General features: G+C 70.9%; 18 protein-coding genes. 8 read left to right on the plus strand and 10 right to left on the minus strand.

Annotated elements, in window-relative coordinates; all coding sequences use genetic code 11:
• Position 1 precedes the first annotated feature (1 nt).
• From ACIO1C_RS09385 to hisD, 4 genes are read right to left on the minus strand one after another with little or no spacing between them, the layout of a single operon-like run.
• On the minus strand, positions 2-169 hold the full coding sequence (locus tag ACIO1C_RS09385; RefSeq protein WP_167033751.1) for a hypothetical protein: 168 nt from the start codon (positions 167-169) through the stop codon (positions 2-4).
• A complete protein-coding gene (gene hisB / locus ACIO1C_RS09390) occupies positions 166-759 on the minus strand; it encodes an imidazoleglycerol-phosphate dehydratase HisB (RefSeq protein ID WP_356424590.1) in 594 nt (197 codons plus the stop codon). Before hisB ends, ACIO1C_RS09385 begins: the two co-directional genes overlap by 4 nt.
• Positions 756-1,895, minus strand: a complete 1,140-nt coding sequence (locus ACIO1C_RS09395) for a histidinol-phosphate transaminase (protein WP_401860278.1) — start codon at positions 1,893-1,895, stop codon at positions 756-758. Before ACIO1C_RS09395 ends, hisB begins: the two co-directional genes overlap by 4 nt.
• Positions 1,892-3,223, minus strand: coding sequence for a histidinol dehydrogenase (hisD, locus tag ACIO1C_RS09400; protein ID WP_401860280.1), 1,332 nt, complete (start codon positions 3,221-3,223; stop codon positions 1,892-1,894). The genes ACIO1C_RS09395 and hisD overlap by 4 nt, the downstream gene beginning before the upstream one ends.
• Before the next feature lie 159 nt (positions 3,224-3,382).
• Between hisD and ACIO1C_RS09405 the strand changes: the two genes are divergently transcribed.
• The 4 genes from ACIO1C_RS09405 to ybaK all read left to right on the plus strand — a co-directional run bounded on the left by ACIO1C_RS09405 (position 3,383) and on the right by ybaK (position 7,429).
• Positions 3,383-4,984 (plus strand): oxidoreductase, encoded by a 1,602-nt coding sequence (locus ACIO1C_RS09405; protein WP_401860998.1) that lies wholly within the window; start codon positions 3,383-3,385, stop codon positions 4,982-4,984.
• A 103-nt stretch (positions 4,985-5,087) separates the two neighbouring features.
• Complete coding sequence (locus ACIO1C_RS09410) at positions 5,088-6,116, plus strand: hypothetical protein (protein ID WP_401860281.1); 1,029 nt, start codon at positions 5,088-5,090, stop codon at positions 6,114-6,116.
• 5 nt (positions 6,117-6,121) lie between these two features.
• Positions 6,122-6,862 (plus strand): LON peptidase substrate-binding domain-containing protein, encoded by a 741-nt coding sequence (locus ACIO1C_RS09415; RefSeq protein WP_401860284.1) that lies wholly within the window; start codon positions 6,122-6,124, stop codon positions 6,860-6,862.
• Between the two features lie 60 nt (positions 6,863-6,922).
• A complete protein-coding gene (ybaK, locus tag ACIO1C_RS09420; RefSeq protein ID WP_401860286.1) occupies positions 6,923-7,429 on the plus strand; it encodes a Cys-tRNA(Pro) deacylase in 507 nt (168 codons plus the stop codon).
• 151 nt (positions 7,430-7,580) lie between these two features.
• Here ybaK and ACIO1C_RS09425 read toward each other — a convergent pair whose 3' ends face one another.
• The 4 genes from ACIO1C_RS09425 to ACIO1C_RS09440 form a co-directional block, all read right to left on the minus strand.
• Positions 7,581-8,285 carry an ABC transporter permease gene (locus tag ACIO1C_RS09425; RefSeq protein WP_401860289.1) on the minus strand — a complete coding sequence of 235 codons (705 nt, stop codon included), beginning with the start codon at positions 8,283-8,285 and terminating at the stop codon, positions 7,581-7,583.
• Positions 8,286-8,292: 7 nt separating this feature from the next.
• Positions 8,293-9,144, minus strand: coding sequence for an ABC transporter permease (locus ACIO1C_RS09430; RefSeq protein WP_401860291.1), 852 nt, complete (start codon positions 9,142-9,144; stop codon positions 8,293-8,295).
• A gap of 88 nt (positions 9,145-9,232) precedes the next feature.
• Entirely contained in the window at positions 9,233-10,204 is a 972-nt protein-coding gene (locus tag ACIO1C_RS09435) for an ABC transporter ATP-binding protein (RefSeq protein WP_401861001.1), read from the minus strand.
• Positions 10,205-10,700: 496 nt separating this feature from the next.
• Positions 10,701-12,029 (minus strand): NYN domain-containing protein, encoded by a 1,329-nt coding sequence (locus ACIO1C_RS09440; protein WP_401860293.1) that lies wholly within the window; start codon positions 12,027-12,029, stop codon positions 10,701-10,703.
• Positions 12,030-12,262: 233 nt separating this feature from the next.
• On the opposite strand from ACIO1C_RS09440, the gene ACIO1C_RS09445 reads away from it, so the two are divergent.
• Positions 12,263-12,433 carry a hypothetical protein gene (locus ACIO1C_RS09445; protein ID WP_401860296.1) on the plus strand — a complete coding sequence of 57 codons (171 nt, stop codon included), beginning with the start codon at positions 12,263-12,265 and terminating at the stop codon, positions 12,431-12,433.
• Between the two features lie 70 nt (positions 12,434-12,503).
• Here ACIO1C_RS09445 and dnaE read toward each other — a convergent pair whose 3' ends face one another.
• Positions 12,504-16,043: a DNA polymerase III subunit alpha gene (gene dnaE / locus ACIO1C_RS09450; protein ID WP_401860298.1), complete on the minus strand. Its 3,540-nt coding sequence runs from the start codon at positions 16,041-16,043 to the stop codon at positions 12,504-12,506.
• Between the two features lie 203 nt (positions 16,044-16,246).
• On the opposite strand from dnaE, the gene ACIO1C_RS09455 reads away from it, so the two are divergent.
• The 3 genes from ACIO1C_RS09455 to ACIO1C_RS09465 all read left to right on the plus strand — a co-directional run bounded on the left by ACIO1C_RS09455 (position 16,247) and on the right by ACIO1C_RS09465 (position 19,295).
• The gene (locus ACIO1C_RS09455; protein ID WP_401860300.1) at positions 16,247-17,587 is read left to right on the plus strand and encodes a DUF2252 domain-containing protein; all 1,341 of its coding nucleotides are present in this window, start codon (positions 16,247-16,249) and stop codon (positions 17,585-17,587) included.
• Between the two features lie 114 nt (positions 17,588-17,701).
• Positions 17,702-18,388 carry a hypothetical protein gene (locus ACIO1C_RS09460; RefSeq protein WP_401860301.1) on the plus strand — a complete coding sequence of 229 codons (687 nt, stop codon included), beginning with the start codon at positions 17,702-17,704 and terminating at the stop codon, positions 18,386-18,388.
• A gap of 88 nt (positions 18,389-18,476) precedes the next feature.
• Positions 18,477-19,295 (plus strand): thioredoxin domain-containing protein, encoded by an 819-nt coding sequence (locus tag ACIO1C_RS09465; protein ID WP_401860303.1) that lies wholly within the window; start codon positions 18,477-18,479, stop codon positions 19,293-19,295.
• A gap of 61 nt (positions 19,296-19,356) precedes the next feature.
• Here ACIO1C_RS09465 and ACIO1C_RS09470 read toward each other — a convergent pair whose 3' ends face one another.
• On the minus strand, positions 19,357-19,929 hold the full coding sequence (locus tag ACIO1C_RS09470) for a dienelactone hydrolase family protein (RefSeq protein ID WP_401860306.1): 573 nt from the start codon (positions 19,927-19,929) through the stop codon (positions 19,357-19,359).
• Positions 19,930-20,010 lie beyond the last annotated feature (81 nt).

Consider the following 20,010-nt stretch of genomic DNA (forward strand, 5'->3'; position numbering starts at 1 on the left):
GTCACCCCCAGATGCCCTGGATCCGCAGGACACCCGCGACCAGGCAGAAGGCGGAGGAGATCGCCAGCAGGGTGATCACACCGGTGGGCAGCTTCTGCTTGGTGAAGGAGTAGACACCGCCCGCCAGGAAGAGCCCCAGGACGATCAGGATGGTCGACAGGCCGGTCACAGGGCACCCTTGGTAGACGGAAGAATTCCCACGGCGCGGGGGTCACGCTCGGAGGCGTACCGCAGCGCGCGGGCGAGGGCCTTGAACTGGCACTCCACGATGTGGTGGGCGTTGCGCCCGTACGGCACGTGCACGTGCAGCGCGATCCTGGCCTGCGCGACGAAGGACTCCAGGATGTGCCGGGTCATCGTGGTGTCGTACGAGCCGATCATCGGCGCCATGTTCTCGGGCTCGGTGTGCACCAGGTACGGCCGGCCCGAGAGGTCCACGGTGACCTGGGCGAGCGACTCGTCCAGCGGGACCGTGCAGTTGCCGAAGCGGTAGATCCCGACCTTGTCGCCGAGGGCCTGCTTGAAGGCGGCGCCGAGCGCCAGCGCGGTGTCCTCGATGGTGTGGTGCGTGTCGATGTGCAGGTCGCCCTCGGTCTTCACCGTGAGGTCGAACAGGCCGTGCCGGCCGAGCTGGTCGAGCATGTGGTCGAAGAAGCCGACCCCGGTCGACACGTCGACCGTCCCGGTGCCGTCGAGGTCGATCTCCACGACGACGGATGTCTCTTTCGTACTGCGCTCCACGCGGCCGATGCGGCTCATGCGCTCTGCTCCTTCTTGAGTTCCCGTACCGCGTCGAGGAACGCGTCGTTCTCGGACGGGGTGCCCGCGGTGACCCGCAGCCGTCCCGGTACGCCGTTGTCGCGGACCAGGACACCCCGGTCGAGGATCCACCGCCACGCGGCGTGGGAGTCCTCGAAGCGGCCGAACTGCACGAAGTTCGCGTCCGAGTCCGTGACCTCGTAACCGAGGGCCCGCAGTTCGTCCACCAGACGGTCCCGCTCCGCCTTGAGTGTCTCCACGTACCCGAGCAGCGTATCGGTGTGCTCCAGGGCCGCGAGCGCGGTGGCCTGGGTGACGGCCGAGAGGTGGTACGGCAGCCGCACCAGCTGGACCGCGTCGACCACGGCGGGGTGGGCGGCGAGATAGCCGAGACGCAGGCCCGCCGCGCCGAACGCCTTCGACATCGTGCGGGAGATCACCAGCCTCGGGCGGCCCTCGATGAGCGGGAGCAGCGACGGACGATGGCTGAATTCGACGTACGCCTCGTCCACGACGACCAGGGACGGCTTGGCGGCCTGGGCCGCCTCGTACAGCGCGAGGACGGTCTCCGCGTCGACGGCCGTGCCCGTGGGGTTGTTGGGCGAGGTGATGAAGACGACGTCGGGGCGGTGCTCGGTGATCGCCTCCACGGCGGCCGTCACCTCGATCGTGAAGTCCTCGCCGCGCGGCCCGGAGAGCCAGCCGGTGCCGGTGCCGCGCGCGATGAGGTGGTGCATCGAGTACGACGGCTCAAAGCCGATCGCGGTGCGCCCCGGGCCGCCGAAGGTCTGGAGCAGCTGCTGGATGACCTCGTTGGAGCCGTTGGCGGCCCACACGTGGGCGGTGGTCAGCGGGTGCCCGCCGGTCCTGGAGAGGTACGCGGCCAGCTCGGTGCGCAGCTCGACGGCGTCCCGGTCGGGGTAGCGGTTGAGCCCGCGCGCGGCCTCGCGGACCCGCTCGGTGATCCGCTCGACCAGCGCCTCGGGCAGCGGGTACGGGTTCTCGTTGGTGTTCAGCTGGACGAGGACGTCCAGCTGGGGCGCGCCGTACGGGGTCTTGCCGCGCAGCTCGTCCCGTACGGGCAGGTCGTCGATGCCGATGTCGCCGGGGGCATCCGGTCCCGAGGCGCCGCTCATGCGGTGGGCACCTTCCACTCGAACCTCGCCTTGACGGCCGCGCCGTGCGCCGGCAGGTCCTCCGCCTCGGCCAGCGTCACCACGTGGTGGGCGACCTCGGCGAGCGCGTCCCTGCTGTAGTCCACGATGTGGATGCCGCGCAGGAAGGACTGGACGGAGAGCCCGGAGGAGTGGCAGGCGCAACCGCCGGTCGGCAGGACGTGGTTGGAGCCGGCGCAGTAGTCGCCGAGGGACACCGGCGCGTACGGGCCGACGAAGATCGCCCCGGCGTTGCGGACGCGTTCGGCGACGGCGGCGGCGTCGGCGGTCTGGATCTCCAGGTGCTCGGCGCCGTACGCGTCGACGACCCGCAGGCCGTCCTCGACGGAGTCGACCAGGACGATCGCGGACTGCTTGCCGGCCAGCGCGGGCGCGACCCGGTCCTCGATGTGCTTGGTCGCGGCGACCTGCGGCTCCAGCTCCTTCTCGACCGCGTCGGCCAGCTCCACCGAGTCGGTGACGAGGACGGCGGCGGCGAGCGGGTCGTGCTCGGCCTGGCTGATGAGGTCGGCGGCGACGTGCACCGGGTCGGCGGTGGAGTCCGCGAGGACCGCGATCTCGGTGGGGCCCGCCTCGGTGTCGATGCCGATGCGGCCGGTGAAGTACCGCTTGGCGGCGGCGACCCAGATGTTGCCGGGTCCTGTGACCATGTCGGCGGGGGCGCAGCCGTCGGGGCCCGTGGTGCCGTACGCGAACATCGCCACGGCCTGGGCGCCGCCGACCGCGTACACCTCGTCGACGCCCAGCAGGGCGCAGGCGGCGAGGATCGTGGGGTGCGGCAGCCCGCCGAACTCGGCCTGCGGCGGCGAGGCCAGCGCGATCGACTCGACACCGGCCTCCTGGGCCGGCACCACGTTCATGATCACGGACGAGGGGTAGACGGACCGGCCGCCCGGCGCGTACAGCCCGACGCGTCCGACCGGGACCCACTTCTCGCTGACCGTGCCGCCGGGCACCACCTGCGTGGTGTGGGGGGCGCGCCGCTGCTCGCGGTGGACGAGCCTGGCGCGCCGGGCGGACTCCTCCAGCGCGGCCCGTACGGCCGGGGCGAGCCCCGCCAGGGCGTCGGCCAGGGCGGCCGCGGGCACCCGGACGCGGGTGAGCCTCACGCCGTCGAACTTCTCCGCGTAGTCGATCAGCGCTTCCGTACCGCGATGGTGCACGTCCTCGCAGATGGGCCGCACCTTCTCCAGGGCGGCTTCCACGTCGAACTCGGCTCGGGGCAGCAGGTCACGGAGCGCGGAGCCCTCGGGGAGGGCGCCGCCGCGCAGGTCGATTCGTGAGATCACGCGGTCAATTCTCGCAGACGGCCTCCGGCCGCCGGACGTGAGTATCACTGGCTGATACATGTCCCGCCAGGCTCATGTCACCACTAGCGTTCAGGCCGTCACCCAGGGGGAACACCATGAGTAACGACGTGACGAGGAAGCGGAGGAGCGGCGGTGACCGTGACCGAGCCGCAGGAAGGTGAGGCGCCCGACTGGCTGAGCGCGGCGGAGCTGGGTATGTGGCAGGCCTTCCGGAACGGCAGTACGTACGACCTCTCCACGTACGACCCCCGGCGGGACGACCCCTTCGTGCCGCACGGCTGGGGCGCGAACCGCAGCGTGCGCGCCAGGGTCATCGCGTTACTCCTGCTCAGCGGCCCGCCGGCGCTCCCTGGCCGGGTCGCCGCGCTCAAGATGCGCGGGGTGCGGATCACCGGGACGCTGACCCTCGCGGGCGGCACGATCGCGCCGTACGTCGAACTGGACCGCTGTCTGTTCGACAACGAGATCGTGCTCCCCGAGTCGCACTTCACCACGTTGCGCATGGCGGGCTGTGCCATACCGCGTCTGGAGGCCGCCCGGCTGCACACGGAGGGTGACCTTCACCTGCCGCGCTGCCGGGTCGAGCACGGGATACGCCTGACGGACGCACAAATCGGTACGGATTTGCTGATCAGCCAGATCGAGGTACGTCCGGACCGGATGGGCCGGGCGATCACCGCCGACGGCATGACGGTCGCCCAGGACCTCCAGGCCGATCAGATCGAGACATACGGCGAGGTCAGTCTCCGCGGCGCCAAGGTCGGGGTGTCGCTGAGCCTGCGCGGCAGCCGGCTGCGCGCCCCGCGCGACCGCCGGGCGCTCAACGCGCCGCGCCTGACGGTCGAGCGCACGCTCCACATGACCGGCGCGTGGGTGACGGACGAGGCCGCGGGCTCCGGTTCCACTCCCCCGTACGGCGTCGGGATCGCCGGCGGCCCGCCGCCCGGCACCCGGGTGCAGCCCTTCGAGTGCCGGGGCGGGGTGCGGCTGGACGACGGCCGGTTCGGGGACGCGGTCGACGTCGACCAGGCGCGGTTCGTCCTGATGGCCGGGGAGGAGCTGTCGCTGCGCAGGATCGTCACGCCAGAGCTGCGGTTCACGTGCGAACGCCCCGAGGAGGGACGGGTCGTGCTGAGCGGGGCGAAGATCGTCACACTGGTCGACGTGTCCACCAGCTGGCCGGGGCCCGGCGGGCTCGCCATGGGCGGCTTCGTCTACGAGAACCTCGTGTGGGTCGGTCACTTCCCGCTCAGCCGCCGCCTGGAGTGGGTCGCGGCGGCGACGCCCGAGTACGCGCCGGAGCCGTACGAACGGCTCGCGCAGGTGCTGCGCAACAGCGGCGAGGACGCCGACGCGCGCGAGGTGCTGCTCGTCAAGCAGCGCCGCCGCCGCGAGACGCTGCCGCTCGCCGCGAAGCTCTGGGGGTACCTCCAGGACTGGACGGTGGCGTACGGCTACCGCCCCGGGCGGGCGGCGCTGTGGATGGCTGTCCTCTGGGCGGCGGGCACGATCGCGTTCGCCCGGCACGCCCCGCCGCCGCTCAAGATGACCGAACACCCCGAATGGAACCCGGCCCTCTTCGCGCTGGATCTGCTCGTACCGGTGATCAATCTCGGCCAGGACGGGTACTGGCGGCTGGAAGGCGGCTGGCAGTGGACCGGGGCTGTGCTGGTCATGCTCGGGTGGATCCTCGCCACCACCGTCGCAGCCGGTGCCTCCCGTCTCCTGCGCCGCGGCTAACCCCCCTTTCTTTACCCTCCCTTGACCTGGGCGGCTACAACCTTTCCACCCCTACGAAAGCTTCACAGCAGCCCTCTGGCGCGGCCACGACCTGCGGTTTTCAATGGTCGGCACCATGTCATTGCTCCGCGCCCTGATCAGCACCGCGCGTATGGTCCGGCACACCCCGCTGCTCGCCGCGGGGCAGCCGCCCGACGACGCCGTACTGCTCGACGCCCCCGACGAGCGGCTCGCTCCCGTGCTGGTCTCCGCCGCTCTCGGCGCGTACGAACAGGCCGCGAAGCTCCTCGCGACCACACGGGAATCAGCCGAATGGGAGAACCGGGACCGCTATGTGAGACGGCTGGCCGCGTTCGCCCACAGCCGCCAGGACTGGCTCACCGACTGGCTCGCGACGGCGCCCCGCGACCCTGACGCGCTGCTCGTCAAGGCCGAACTCGCCGTCCGCCGGGCCTGGGAGTCACCGGCGCGCGCCGAACGGCTGCGGGAGATGGGCCCGCTGATCGACGCGGCGGCCGACGGCGACCCGCGCGACCCGGTGCCGTGGCGCCTGGCGCTCGACCACGCCCGCGGCACGCACGCCACGCACTCCGCCTTCGAAGGGCTCTGGGGGCAGGCCGTACGGCGCTCCCCGCACCACTACGGGTGCCATGTCGCCGCGCTCCAGTACCTGTCGGCCCTCTGGTACGGCTCGCACCGCGAGTGCTTCGACTTCGCCGAACAGGCGGCGCACGACGCGCTGCCCGGCTCGCTCGTCCAGGCGCTGCCCGTGCGGGCCGCCTTCACCCTGCTGATGAGCGGCGACCCCACTTCCGTACAGGGGGACCGGATCGACGCGGCGGCCGACCTGGCCGTCGCGGTGTCCGCGCGGTACGAGGCGGGCGATCCCTGGCCGGCCGAGGTGCGCAATCTCCTCGCGTACGTCCTGGTGGGACGCGGCCGCTGGGCGGAGGCCCTGGAGCAGTTCCGGCTTGTCGGACCGTACGCGACGTCCTTCCCGTGGACGTGTTTCACCGACGATCCGCTGGGCCAGTTCCTCGAAACCCGGGACGGCGTACGGCTCCAGGTGGCCGCCGAAATGCCTTTGCGGGCCCGGGCAGACCGGAGAAGGCCCCGGGGCCACTACGCTTGAGCGTTGTGACCACCGCACGCCTCCCTCTCTTCCCGCTGAACGCGGTGCTGTTCCCGGGCCTCGTCCTGCCCCTGAACGTCTTCGAGGAGCGCTATCGCACGCTGATGCGCGAGCTGTTGAAGACGGACGAGACCGAACCGCGCCGCTTCGCCGTGGTCGCCGTCCGCGACGGGCACGAACTCTCGCCGACCGCCCCGGGCCTGCCGGACCGGGCGGCCCTGCCCGAGCGCGGCCCCACCGACGGCTTCGGCCCCGAACCCATGGACGCCTTCCACCACGTGGGCTGCGTCGCGGACGCGGCGACGATCCGCGAACGCCCCGACGGCAGCTTCGAGGTGATGGCCACCGGCACCACCCGGATCCGGCTGCTGTCCGTCGACACCAGCGGCTCCTATCTGACGGCCGAGGTGGAGGAGCTGCCCGAGGAGGTCGGCGAGGGCGCGTCCGCGTTGGCCGAAGGGGTGCTGCGGGCGTTCCGCAGCTACCAGAAGCGGCTGGCGGGCGCGCGTGAACGGACGCTGGCGACGGGCGACGAACTGCCCGACGAGCCTTCGGTGGTGTCGTACCTGATCGCGGCGGCGGCGGTGCTGGACACGCCGTCGAAGCAGCGGCTGCTGGAGGCCCCGGACACGGCGGCGCGGCTGCGGGAGGAGCTGAGACTCCTCCGGTCGGAGACGGCGGTGATCCGCCACCTCCCGTCGCTGCCCGCGGTGGACCTGACCAGATCGCCGACGAGCCCGAACTGACCGACCCGACCTGACTCCCGAACTCCCGACCTGACTCGATCCGACCCGAGGACACGACCGGTGGCGAAGGCCAAGAAAAAGCACCAGCCCGGATCGGGAGGCACCCCGGCGACGGTCGCCCTCACGGCGGCGGGCACGGCGTACACCCTGCACGCGTACGAGCACGACCCCGCGTCCGCGTCGTACGGCGAGGAGGCGGCGGAGGCCCTGGGCGTGTCCCCGGACCGGGTCTTCAAGACGCTGGTGGCCGACGTGGACGGCGAACTGACCGTGGCGGTCGTCCCGGTGGCCGGCTCCCTGGACCTCAAGGCCCTGGCGTCGGCGGTGGGCGGCAAGCGCGCGTCGATGGCGGACCCGGCGGCGGCGGAACGTACGACGGGTTACGTACGGGGCGGCATCTCCCCCCTGGGCCAACGGAAGCGACTCCGCACGGTCCTGGACAGCTCGGCGGAGTCCCACGCCACGATCTGCGTCTCGGCGGGCCGCCGAGGCCTGGAGGTAGAACTGTCCCCCAGCGCCCTGACCACCCTGACGTCAGCGACGCTGGCCCCGATCGCGCGCCCCTGACGATCTCCCGAGAGCGTTTCGCTTCCCCACCGCTCCGGCCACCTCCAGCCCGTCCGGCGCTTGAGGACACCCACCCACCGGGCCTCGGCGGCCCCATCAAGCCCGTCCGGCGCTTGAGGACAAGGGCGTCAGGCGGACGCGCCCGCCACCCTCACGGCTTACCCGCCCCCGGCGGCGGCCCGAATCCGCTCCAGTCCCACTCCGGCTCCGGATCCCGAGGCCCGAACACCGCCGTCAACGCCAGGTTGACGACCATCGCCGCCACAGGCCACGCCAACAACGCGCCCATCGCGTTCAGCTTCAGCGGCGCGTCAAAAGTGACGCCCTTCCCCACCTCACGCGCATGCGCGACCACATCCGACGTCGGCCCCAGCCACACGCCGATCTTCCACGCCAGGAACGACCCGACCAGCCCGCCCAGCACCAGCCCCACCACCACCGCGACCCCGCCGCGCTTGCGGAACAGGAAAACAGCGGCAGCGGCGATCGCGCCGAACCCCAGCCCCAGCAGCGCGAACGTACCGTCCGCGCCGATCGCCTCCTCGCCCTCGGTGTCCTTGAGGAAGACGGCCGTATCGTCCGAGACCAGCGGGATCCGCGGCGACAGCCACAGCCACAGCAACCCCAGCAGCACGCCCGCCACCGCGAGCACCACCGTCACGACGACGGCCGTCCGCACCTCGGCCCCGACCCCCGCGTCGGAGTCGGTGTCGGAGTCGGTGCCGGACGTGGCATCCCGCAAGGATCCGGGTTCGCCGGAAGCACCGTCCGGCGGCGTCTGCCACGGATCGTGTCGCGGCTGGTGAGGCGGTGTCAGGGGTGCGGTCACCCTGCCATCGTGCCAGGCCCGCCCCACGCCCGCCTCACCGGACCGCCGCACGCCGGTACGCCCACGTGGCGACGGCGAGCGACACCACGCCGACGGCCGCGCAGACCCCCAGGTCCAGAAAGACCGCCACCCAGTCGGGATGCGCGTCGAACGACCGGGAGAGCGCCTCCACGCCATACGTGGACGGCAGCAGGTCCCGCGCCCAGGTGACCGGCTCCGGGAGCCGGTTCGCCGGCAGCACGCCCAGCAGCAGGGCCGCGGACATGCCGAGCTGCCCCAGCAGCGTCGCCAGCTCGGGACGCGGCGCGAGCAGGCCCAGCGCCGCGCCGAGCCCGGCGAGCGCCGCGCCGGCCGGGGGAATCACGAGCAACAGCACCCACAGATGGGCCAGCGGCAGCTGGAAGAGCACGCTCCCCGTGACCGCCGTGAACACCGCGCCCGGCACCGTGAACGACGCGTACGCCGCCGCCGTACCCAGCACCACCGCGGCGGGCGGCACCGGCAGGGTCGCGAAGTGGTCGAGGCCCCCGCTGGCCCGCAGGTGCCCGAAGTACTGGGCGAGCAGATTGAGCGCCACAAACGCGACCACGAGGACGCTGGCCCCGGCGACAACCGCCCGCGACTCCTCCGCCCCGTTCACGACCCCCCGCATCAGGACCATGATCCCGACGGACTGGAAGGTCGCGACGAACAGCAGCGGCATGCGGGCCACCCGGGCCCGGGACATCTGGGCGCGGTAGACGGCGGCCAGCGCGGGCAGCAGCCGCGCCCTCGGCGCGAGCGGGGCGGGCGTGCCGTCCGCCGTCGTCCCGGCGGGGCTCTCCCGGACCACCCTCACGCTCCCGCCGCCTCGCGCGGACACGGCCTCCGCCGGCACGATGCTCACCTGGCGATGCTCCTGTTCGTTGACGCGGATGCCTCCGGCGCGGGGGCCGTCTGCTTACAGCTCGCACGACTCATCCGGCTCGTACGACTCACGCCTTCACCAGCCCCTTCGCCCGGCCTCCGAGCGCCAGGTACACGTCCTCCAGACTGGGCGTCGCCAGCGTGAAGTCGTCCAGCGCCGCGAAGGCCGCGCCACCGGTCACCGCGGCGACGGCGGCCCGCGCCTCGTCGGGGGCGAGCCGCAGTACCCAGCGGCGCCCCGACTCCTGCGCGGACCCGCGCAGCGCGGCGACCTCGGGCACGTCCAGCGGCGCGCGCTCGCGCCACACCAGCTCCACCCTGACCTCCCCCGCGACCTGCTCCTTGAGCCCGGCGGGGGTGTCGCAGGCGATGACCTTGCCGCGTTCCAGCACGGCGACGCGGTCGAGAACGGTCTCGGCCTCGATGACGTTGTGGGTGACGAGCACCACGGTCGCCCCGTGCTCGGCCCGGCGGCGGTCGACGGCGGCCCAGACCGCGCGGCGCGCGATCGGATCCATGCCGGTGGTGGGCTCGTCGAGGATCAGTACGGGGCGTTCGCCGACCAGCACGGCGGCGAAACAGGCCAGCCTCCGCTGTCCGCCCGAAAGCTTCTTGAGCGGCCGCCCGGCGATCTCGGTGAGCCCCAGCTCCTCCAGCACGGCGTCCCGCTCGGCGCGGGCCGCGCGCAGCGTGAGCCCGCGCAGGCGGCCCGTCGTCTCGGCGGCGAGCGCCACGGTCAGCTCGTCGAGGGCGGTCGATTCCTGGCCGAGGTAGCCGATGAGGCGGGCGGCGCGTTCGGGATGGCCCACGAGGTCGTGGCCCAGCAGTTCGACGCTGCCGGAGTCGGGGCGCATGAGGCCGGTGATCTGCCGGACGAGGGTGGACTTGCCGGCGCCGTTGGGTCCGAGCAGCCCGAAGATCTCCCCGCGGCGCACGTCGAGACTGATCCCGTCGGTGGCACGCACTTCCGGCGTCGCCGGGGTGCCCCGTCTGCCGCGCGCGGCGGGGTACGTCTTGACGAGATCGCGGACGACGCACACCGTACTCACACGCTTGAGCGTACGGGGTCGTGGAGGCCGTTGATGTTTCGGGGTCGGGGACCCCGGCCCTCTTTGTCCTCAGTCGCCGGACGGGCGGTCTGGGGCCGGTTGGCCGCGCGTTCTCCGTGACCGCGTTGCGGTCCGTGTTGTCCTCAATCGCCGGACGGGCTTGGTTTTGCCCGCTGCGGCCCAGTGGCCTGGTGCGGGTTGTTGCCGGGGGCCGGTCAGGGGCCGTGTCCTGCACTGCATGTTTTACGTCGCGTTCAACGACTTGTCTTGATCAACGATCGCCACGCGACACAAAACACGCTCTACGTTCCGGACACGACCCCTGCCCGTCCCCCTCCCAGGCCCGCGCCAAAACAAATCAAGCCCGTCCGGCGTTTGAGGACATCGTTAAGCCGCGCCCGCGGACCGAGCAGAGGCCACATCCAGCCCGTCCGGCGATTGAGGACAAGCAGTGAGCGCAACGGACACCAGGCGCACGCGCCAAGCGCTACGCCGTCGTTGGAGGCGCCGCCCCCTCCGCAACGCGGCCGTCGATCTCGCGCCAGAACCCCGCCCGGATCGCATACCGGTCGTGCTCGTCGATCTGGTCGTCCTTGTGCGCCAGCAACCCGAACCGCGCCGCGTACCGCAAGAGCTCGCCGTCGATCCGGTGCGGCACCCGTGGGTACATCACGGACAGCTTCTGCACATGGCCGGGTTCCGGCAGCCGTCCCATCCAGCGCCGTGCGAAGACCTGTCCCACCTCGAAGGGGTCGCCCCCCACCGTGGTGATGTCCTCCTCCCGGTCCGCCCACCGCTGCTCCGCACTGGTGAGCTGCGCCAGCGTCGGCAGCGACGCGGTCTCGGGCGGCTCGCCCGCCGTGCCGCCGCCGCCCCCCGGGCGCTCGACCCACCCCTTGTCCGAGGACCACCGGAGCGTCGCCCCCGCGGCCGCCGCCGCGGTTCCTGCCGACGGTCCGGCCGACGGCCCCAGCGGCGCCCGCAGGCTCGCGAGGTCCTTGGGCGTCGGTACCCCCCTGCTCCCCGGCGCCGCCGGATGCGCGTCCACGCCGGACTCGTGCGCGGCCGGCCCGGAGCCGTTGCGCCCGGCCCCGGCCTCCGCCACGGACGCCTTGCCCTCGTCCTCGCCCTCGCCCGCCCCGCGCCGGGCCGAGGCGGAGGACCCGGACCCGGACGGCACCGACTCCGGCAGCGGCGCCGACAGGATCGCCGCGATCTCCGGCCGCGGCACCGGCGGTGGCGGGCAGACGCCGCCCGTCTCCTTGGCCCGTACGGCCTTGGTGATCCACGCCCGGTCCAGCACGCGCCGCTCGTCCGCCTCGGCCACCAGGTCCTCGGACTGGTTGTAGTCGCCGTCCGCGGCCTGCACGGCCCACAGGTGGACCGCGACGCCGTGTTCCTTGGCGGACATCAGGCCGGGCAGCAGATCCCCGTCGCCGGTGACCAGGACCACGTCCGAGCAGGCGCGATTCCTCGCCAGCTCGGTCAGCTCCGCGTGCATCGCCGCGTCCACGCCCTTCTGCGCCCAGCGGCCGTCGCTGCGGGTCAGCGCGCCCAGCCGGACGGTGACGCGGGGCATGACGCGCAGCCGCCGGTGCTCGGGCTGGGGGACGCGGTCGGGGGCGCCGTCGAACCAGTAGATCCGGAGCAGGGGCTGTTCCGTATCGGCCTCGGCCCGCTCGCGCAGGCCCTGGATGAGCGCGGCGTGGTCGACGGTGATGCGGGAGCGGGCCGGCTCTCCGGCGAGGAGACTCGCCGCGGCGCCCAGCAAGTATCCGGCGTCCACCAGGACGACGCAGCGATCCACGTGTTCCACCCCTCTTTCGGCAACCTCGGGATCGGGCGATCGGGAGTTACTGCGGGTTTCCTTCGAGTCTGCCCGACGGCAAGAGGCTTGACGTCCGGAACTCGATCATCGGCGTGGCGTATCCCACACCGGCCCCGTGACATGGGCTCACTACCTAGCGCAATGATCCAAAATGCGACACTTTATGGCATATGTGAGTCTGGACGCGTCCCGGTCCCGGGACCGTCTCAGGAGGCATCTTCATGGCGAAGAACAAGAACCGTGACCGCAACAAGCAGCAGGCTCCGTCGACGGAGGCGCGCGGCTCCGAGGAGTCCCGGTCGACCGAGGACCGCTCGGACCAGGTGCAGTCCCGGATAACCCCGTCGGACATGCCGCACAAGGGCAAGCAGAAGCGCTTTGGCCACAACTGACGCCGCCGCCCATGCGTGAGGGGCACGCCCGGATCACCGGGCGTGCCCCTCAGCAGTGGTCAGTGGTACGTCAGCCCGCCAGGCACGCCGGGCCCAGCAGCACCTTCAGGTCGCCGAACAGCGCCGCGTCCGGCTGGACCCGGTGCCGGTCCAGCCGGAGCACCGTCGTCTTCCTGGCGCCCTGGAGCTTGATCCGGACCTCGGAGTTGCCCCGGTGGTGGCCGAGGATCTCGCCGAGGCGGCTGATCATCGGCGGGGTGACCTTCACCGTCGGGATCGTGATGACCACGGGCGCGTCCGTCCCGGCGGACGACACGTCGGGCACCTGGAGTTCCATGGCGACCAGCCGGGGGATGTCCTCCCGCTTGTCGAGGCGGCCCTTGACGAAGACGACGGTGTCCTCGACGAGCTGGGTGGAGACCAGCTGGTAGGTCGCGGGGAAGAACATGCACTCGATGGACCCGGCGAGGTCCTCGACGGTCGCGATGGCCCAGGCGTTGCCCTGCTTGGTCATCTTGCGCTGGAGGCCGGAGATGATGCCGCCGATGGTGACAACCGCGCCGTCCGCGTGCTCACCGCCGGTGAGCTGGGAGATCGCCGCGTCGGACTTGTCGGACAGCACGTGTTCCAGACCGAAGAGCGGGTGGTCGGAGACGTACAGGCCGAGCATCTCTCGCTCCTGCGCGAGGAGGTACGGCTTGTCCCATTCGATGTCCGAGAACTCGACGTCGAGACCGAAGCCGGGCTCGTCGTTCTGCTCCTCGCCCATCCCGCCGAAGAGGTCGAACTGCCCCTCGGCCTCCTTGCGCTTCACCGCGACGACGTTGTCGATCATCGGCTCGTGGTGGGCGACGAGCCCCTTGCGGGTGTGTTTCATCTCGTCGAAGGCGCCGGCCTTGATCAGCGACTCGACGGTGCGCTTGTTGCAGACGACCGCCTCGACCTTGTCCAGGAAGTCGGGGAAGGAGCTGTACTTCCCCTTGGACTTGCGGCAGCGGATGATCGAGTCGACGACGTTCTGCCCGACGTTCCTGACCGCGGTGAGACCGAAGAGGATCACGTCGTCGCCCTGTGCGGCGAAGTTCGACTGGGACTCGTTGACGTTCGGCGGGAGCACCTTGATGCCCATGCGCCGGCACTCGTTGAGGTAGACGGCCGACTTGTCCTTGTCGTCCTTCACCGAGGTCAGCAGGGCCGCCATGTACTCGGCGGGGTAGTTCGCCTTGAGGTACGCGGTCCAGTAGGTGACCAGGCCGTACGCGGAGGAGTGGGCCTTGTTGAAGGCGTATCCGGCGAACGGCACCAGGACGTCCCACAGCGCCTGGATCGCCTCGTCCGAGTAGCCGTTCTTCTTGGCGCCGGCCTGGAAGAGGACGAAGTTCTTCGCCAGCTCGTCGGCCTTCTTCTTGCCCATCACGCGGCGCAGGATGTCGGCCTCGCCGAGCGAGTACCCGGCGATGATCTGGGCGGCCTTCTGCACCTGCTCCTGGTACACGATCAGGCCGTGCGTGAGGCCGAGGATCTCCTTGAGGGGCTCCTCCAGCTCCGGGTGGATCGGGGTGATCTCCTGCTGGCCGTTCTTGCGCAGCGCGTAGTTCGTGTGCGAGTTCATGCCCATCGGGCCCGGCCGGTAGAGGGCCGAGACGGCGGAAATGTCCTCGAAGTTGTCGGGCTTCATCAGGCGCAGCAGGGAGCGCATGGGCCCGCCGTCGAACTGGAAGACGCCGAGCGTGTCACCGCGGCAGAGCAGTTCGTACGTCACCGGGTCGGTCAGCGGCAGCGCGAGCAGGTCGAGTTCGACGCCCTTGTTGGCCTTCACCATCTTGACGGCGTCGTCCATGATCGTGAGGTTGCGCAGCCCCAGGAAGTCCATCTTCAGCAGGCCGAGCGATTCGCACTGGGGGTAGTCCCACTGCGTGATGGTCACCCCGTCGGTGTGCCGCACCCAGATCGGGGCGTGGTCGACGATCGGCTCGCTGGACATGATCACGCCGGCCGCGTGCACACCCATCTGCCGGACCAGGCCCTCCACACCCTTCGCGGTGTCGATGACCTTCTTCACGTCCGGTTCGTTCTCGTACATCGCCCGGATCTCGCCCGCCTCGCTGTAGCGCGGGTGCTTGGGGTCGGTGATGCCGTTGAGGTCGATGCCCTTGCCGAGGACGTCGGCGGGCATGGCCTTGGTGAGGCGGTCGCCCATCGCGTACGGGTAGCCGAGGACACGCGCGGAGTCCTTGATCGCGTTCTTGGCCTTGATCTTTCCGTACGTGCCGATCATGGCGACCTTGTCCGCGCCGTACTTCTCCGTCACGTACCGGATGACCTCGCCGCGCCTGCGCTCGTCGAAGTCGATGTCGACGTCGGGCATGGAGATGCGCTCGGGGTTGAGGAACCGCTCGAAGATCAGGCCGTGCTCGATCGGGTCGAGGTCGGTGATGCCCATGGCGTACGAGACGATCGAGCCGGCCGCCGACCCTCGGCCGGGTCCGACCGCGATGCCGTTGTTCTTGGCCCACATGATGAAGTCGGCGACCACCAGGAAGTACCCGGGGAAGCCCATCTCGATGATGATCCCCATCTCGTACTCGACCTGCTTGAGCCGGTCGTCCGGGATGCCGCCCGGGTAGCGGCGCGCCATGCCGCGCATGGTCTCCTCGCGGAACCAGGTGACCTCGGTGAAGCCGTCGGGGATGTCGAACCTGGGCATCAGGTTCCGCTCCTGGAACATGCCGTCGGTGTCGATCTGCTGCGCCACCAGCAGCGTGTTGGCGCAGCCCTCCTGCCAGGCGTCGGAGGAGTCCACCGCGTACATCTCGTCCGTGGACTTGAGGTAGTAGCCGGTGCCGTCGAAGCGGAAACGGTCCGGGTCGGAGAGGTTCTTGCCGGTCTGGATGCAGAGCAGCGCGTCGTGGGCCGTGGCCTCGTTCGCGTACGTGTAGTGCGAGTCGTTGGTGACCAGCGGGGGGATGCCCAGCTTCTGGCCGATCTCCAACAGGCCGTCCCTGACCCGGCGTTCGATCTCGATGCCGTGGTCCATCAGCTCCAGGAAATACCGGTCCTTGCCGAAGATGTCCTGGTACTCGGAGGCCGCCTTGAGCGCGTCGTCGAACTGGCCCAGGCGCAGCCGGGTCTGGACCTCGCCGGACGGGCAGCCGGTGGAGGCGATCAGGCCCTCGGACCACTGGGCGATGGTCTCCTTGTCCATCCGCGGCCACTTCGTCAGCCAGCCCTCGGCGTACGCGTCGGAGGAGAGGCGGAAGAGGTTGTGCAGCCCCTTCGCGTTCGCCGCCCAGATCGTCTTGTGGGTGTAACCACCGGAACCGGACACGTCGTCCCGCTTCTGGTGCGGCTGGCCCCACTGGATCTTCCGCTTGTTGCGCCGCGACTCGGGGGCGACGTACGCCTCGATCCCGATGATGGGGGTGACGCCGGCCTTCTTCGCCTGGTGGAAGAAGTCGTAGGCCCCGTGCAGGTTCCCGTGGTCCGTCATGGCGATGTGGGACATGCCCATCTCACCGCAGGCCTTGAACATGTCCCCCAGCCGCGCGGCACCGTCCAGCAGTGAGTACTGGGTGTGGACATGCAGGTGCGTGAAAGGCGGCTTGGTCACGACGGGGGCCTCCGGCGAACGGCGATCGACAGGCTGCGGAACAGTCTGGGGGGACAGCGTGGAAGTCTACGACTCGGGACCGACAAACGAGGGCCGGACGGACCCACCGGCGGGCACTCGCGAGTACCGTCGTGCGTTGCCACTTCTGACGGCGCCGAGGCGCCGTCGACACCTTTGGCCCTTGCACCAGGAGGCACCCCGCGATGTCGGTCCCGCGTCCCGCAGAAACAGCTGACGAGGAGCGCGGCGAGGAGATCCTCGCCGTGTTCGGCACCGCTTTCGGCCAGCTGCTGGCGGCCGACCCGGCCGCCTTCAAGGTGAAGTTCCGGAAGATGGCGGCGTCCGCGTTCGCGTTCTACCGGGGCACCGCGGCCCTCTTTTACCACGACCTGGAGCAGCAGCGGGCGGGGAGCAGGGCGAGCGGCCCGTTCCTGGACGAGCGGACCGGCCGGGTGTGGATCCACGGCGATCTGCACGCGGAGAACTTCGGCACGTACATGGACGCCAACGGCCGGCTGATCTTCAACGTCAACGACTTCGACGAGGCGTACATCGGCCCCTTCACCTGGGACCTCAAGCGCTTCGCGGCCTCCCTCGCGCTCATCGGGTACACGAAGGCGCTGAGCGACGAGCAGATCACGGAGCTGGTGGAGATCTACGCGGGCGCGTACCGCGAGCGGATCCACGCGCTGGCGACGGGCGCCAAGAACGACGAGGTGCCGCCCTTCACGCTGGACACCGCCGAGGGGCCGCTGCTCGGCGCGCTGCGCGCGGCCCGTTCACTGACCCGTTTCGCGCTGCTCGACTCGATGACGGAGATCCGGGAGTACGAGCGGCGCTTCGCGTCCGGCGGTGGCGCCGTCGAGCTGGACGCGGCGACCCGCTACAAGATCCTCGCGGCCTTCGACGGCTATCTGGAGACCCTCCCCGAGTCCAGCCTGACCCGCCCTGACTCGTACCGCGTGAAGGACGTCGTGGGGCGGCGCGGGATCGGTATCGGCTCCGCCGGGCTGCCCTCGTACAACATCCTGCTGGAGGGCAACAGCGACGCCCTGGAGAACGACGTCGTGATCTACATGAAGCAGGCGCAGGTGCCCGCGGTGTCCCGGCACATCACGGACGCGGCCGTCCGGGAGTACTTCCAGCACGAGGGCCACCGCACGGTGATCTCCCAGCGGGCGCTCCAGGCGCACGCGGACCCGTGGCTGGGCTGGACGGAGCTGGACGGGGCGGGTCAGCTGGTCGCGGAGATCTCGCCGTACGCGGTGGACCTGGACTGGTCGGACCTGGACGACCTGGAGGAGATCGCGGCGGTGGTCGCGGACCTCGGCAGGGCCACGGCGACGATGCACTCGGCGGCGGACGACGAGAGCGGCCACTCGCTGGTGCCGTTCTCCACCGAGCGGGCCATCGACGCGGCGATCGCGGCCGACGAGGACGGCTTCGCGGCGCTGCTGGTGGACTTCGCGCACACGTACGGGGCGCGGGCGCGGGCCGACCACCAGATCTTCGTGGACCTGTTCCGCAACGGGCGGCTGGCGTAGGGCGCAGCCCCCTTGAAGCACTGCCGGGCGGGCCCCGCGGGGCCCGCCCGGCGACGAGTGCCCCACCAGGCCTTTAAGGGGTGTTTACAGGGAGGCATGGCACACTCGGCGACAATGGACATATCCGGGACGCAGCTCCGAGCGCTGCGGGCAGCACTGTTCACGGCACTCGTCGTGACGCTGTCCGCGGGCTCGCACGTGCTGCTGTCCCGGGTCCCCGTGCCCCTGCCCGTCGTCGCCGGGCTCAGCGCCGTGGTGTTCCTCCTGGCGTACGCGACAGCGGGCCGCGAGCGGGGCTTCTGGCCGATCGCCGCCCTGCTCGTCCCGCTGGAGCTGGCGGCGGACACCGTCTTCACCAGCGGCCAGCAATTCTGTTACGGACCGGCCGGCGGCCCCGTCGCGGGCTCGCTGCGCTCGGTCGGCCTGGACGTCCTGTGCGGCGGCGGCCTGGGCGGTCCGCTCCCCGGAGTGGTCTCCCCCGAGCGGGGCGCCGCCGCGCTGCTGAACTCCCCCGACCCGGCCCTGCCCTGGCTGCTGCTCGCCGTGCACGTCTCGATCGGGCTGCTCGCCACGGTCTGGCTGCGGCACGGCGAGGCCGCGCTGGCCGGTCTGGTGCGGACCGCGGCCACCTCCGCGTTCCGGCCGCTGCTCGTCGCCTTCTCCTCCGTCGCGGGGACCGTGCGCCGGGCCGTACGGCGCGGAGCGCGGCCCACGGGCCGCCCGCGCCTGTCCCGTACCCATCTGCTCGTGCACTCCGTAGGACGGCGGGGACCGCCGCTTCCCGCGCTCAGCGCCGCCTGAGCCGACCGGCCCCTCCCCACCCCGTCCGTACCCCCACCAGCGCCCGCCTTCACCGGCGTGGGCGCGTCCTCATACGGAGTCATCGATCATGAGTACACGCAACAACCAGTCCAACAAGGCGGCCGCCCGCGAACGACTGCGCCAGGAGCGCGAGCGCCAGGCGAAGAAGGACCGGTTCCGCCGCCAGGGGATCGTCGCCGGTTCCGCGGTCGTCCTCCTCGCGATAGCCGGCGGCGTCGGGTACGCCGTCGTCCAGGGCAACAAGCCCTCCCACTGGGAGGCCGCGAAGGACGAGACGAGCGTCGCCGCCCCGAAGAACACCACGGGCACGAACGGCACGACCGTGGTCATCGGCAAGGCGTCCGCCCCGAAGACCCTTGAGGTGTTCGAGGACTCCCGCTGCCCGATCTGCGCCCAGTTCGAGCAGACGGTCGGCACGACGGTCCAGAACGACATCGACGCGGGCAAGTTCAAGATCCAGTACGTCGGCGCGACGTTCATCGACAACTCCGACAACGGCACGGGCTCGAAGAACGCCCTGTCCGCGCTGGGCGCCGCGCTCAACGTGAGCCCCGACGCGTTCCTCCAGTACAAGACCGCGCTCTACTCCACGAACTTCCACCCGGACGAGAGCAACGACAAGTTCGCCAAGGACAGCTACCTCCTCCAGGTCGCCGACTCGGTGAGCGCCCTCAAGAACAACGCGGCCTTCCAGAAGGACGTCAAGCAGGGCACGTACGACGCCTGGGCGATGAAGATGTCCGCCACCTTCGACAAGAGCGGCGTGCAGGGCACCCCGACCTTCAAGATGGACGGCAAGACGCTCACCGCGGACGACGGCAGCCAGAACCCGCCCATGACGGTGGCGCAGTTCAACACGGCGATCGACAAGGCGCTCAAGGCCTGAGCCGACGGGACCGGGGCGCGGCGGGGTGGGGCGGGAGCGGCTTCCCGCCCCACCCCGCCCCCTACTGAAGCGAGTCGATGAAACCGAGCGCGGTCCGCCAGGCCTGCTCCGCGGCTTGCTCGTCGTGGTCCGGCAGTCCGGGGTCCGTGAAGAGGTGCCCCGCGCCCTGATACGGGTAGATCTCGACGTCCGCGCCGATCTGACGCATCCGCAGATACCAGCTGTTCAGCCAGTCGTGCGACTCGAACGGGTCGGGGTCCGCGACATGCAGCTGTACGGGCAGCTCGTCCACGGCCGCGTTCTCCGCGATGTCGGACGTGCCGTGCATCAACAGCAGCCCCCGCGCCTTCTCGTCCCCCAGCGCCAGGGTCTGCGCGACGGAGCCGCCGAGGGAGAACCCGGCGTACAGCAGACCGCGTTCGGAGTACGGCGCGGCGGCCAGGATCGCGCGCCGCAGCAGCTCCTCCTTGCCGATCCTGTCCTTCAGCGCGGCGCCCTCTTCCACCGTCGCGGCGGTTTGTCCCTCGAAGAGGTCGGGCACGTGCACGTAATGCCCGGCCGCGCGCAGCCGGTCCGCACCCGCGTGCACGGCCGGGCGCAGGCCGTACATCGAGTGGAAAAGCATGATGTCCATCCCGACATCCTGCCAGCCCGCCCGGAACGCCCAGGACAGCCCCGAACAGGAACGGCCGGGGAGCCGGACGAGTCGAGAGTC

Origin of the sequence: Streptomyces sp. NPDC087420, from assembly GCF_044744165.1 — a bacterium.
In the GTDB taxonomy this organism is placed as follows: domain Bacteria; phylum Actinomycetota; class Actinomycetes; order Streptomycetales; family Streptomycetaceae; genus Streptomyces.

Coding starts and splice junctions, on each gene's coding strand:
- ACIO1C_RS09465 (WP_401860303.1), top strand. CDS start 18,477: ATGAGTACACGCAACAACCAGTCCAACAAGGCGGCCGCCCGCGAACGA.
- hisB (WP_356424590.1), bottom strand. CDS start 759: ATGAGCCGCATCGGCCGCGTGGAGCGCAGTACGAAAGAGACATCCGTC.
- ACIO1C_RS09395 (WP_401860278.1), bottom strand. CDS start 1,895: ATGAGCGGCGCCTCGGGACCGGATGCCCCCGGCGACATCGGCATCGAC.
- ACIO1C_RS09460 (WP_401860301.1), top strand. CDS start 17,702: ATGGACATATCCGGGACGCAGCTCCGAGCGCTGCGGGCAGCACTGTTC.
- ACIO1C_RS09410 (WP_401860281.1), top strand. CDS start 5,088: ATGGTCGGCACCATGTCATTGCTCCGCGCCCTGATCAGCACCGCGCGT.
- ACIO1C_RS09455 (WP_401860300.1), top strand. CDS start 16,247: ATGTCGGTCCCGCGTCCCGCAGAAACAGCTGACGAGGAGCGCGGCGAG.
- ACIO1C_RS09470 (WP_401860306.1), bottom strand. CDS start 19,929: ATGGACATCATGCTTTTCCACTCGATGTACGGCCTGCGCCCGGCCGTG.
- ACIO1C_RS09445 (WP_401860296.1), top strand. CDS start 12,263: ATGGCGAAGAACAAGAACCGTGACCGCAACAAGCAGCAGGCTCCGTCG.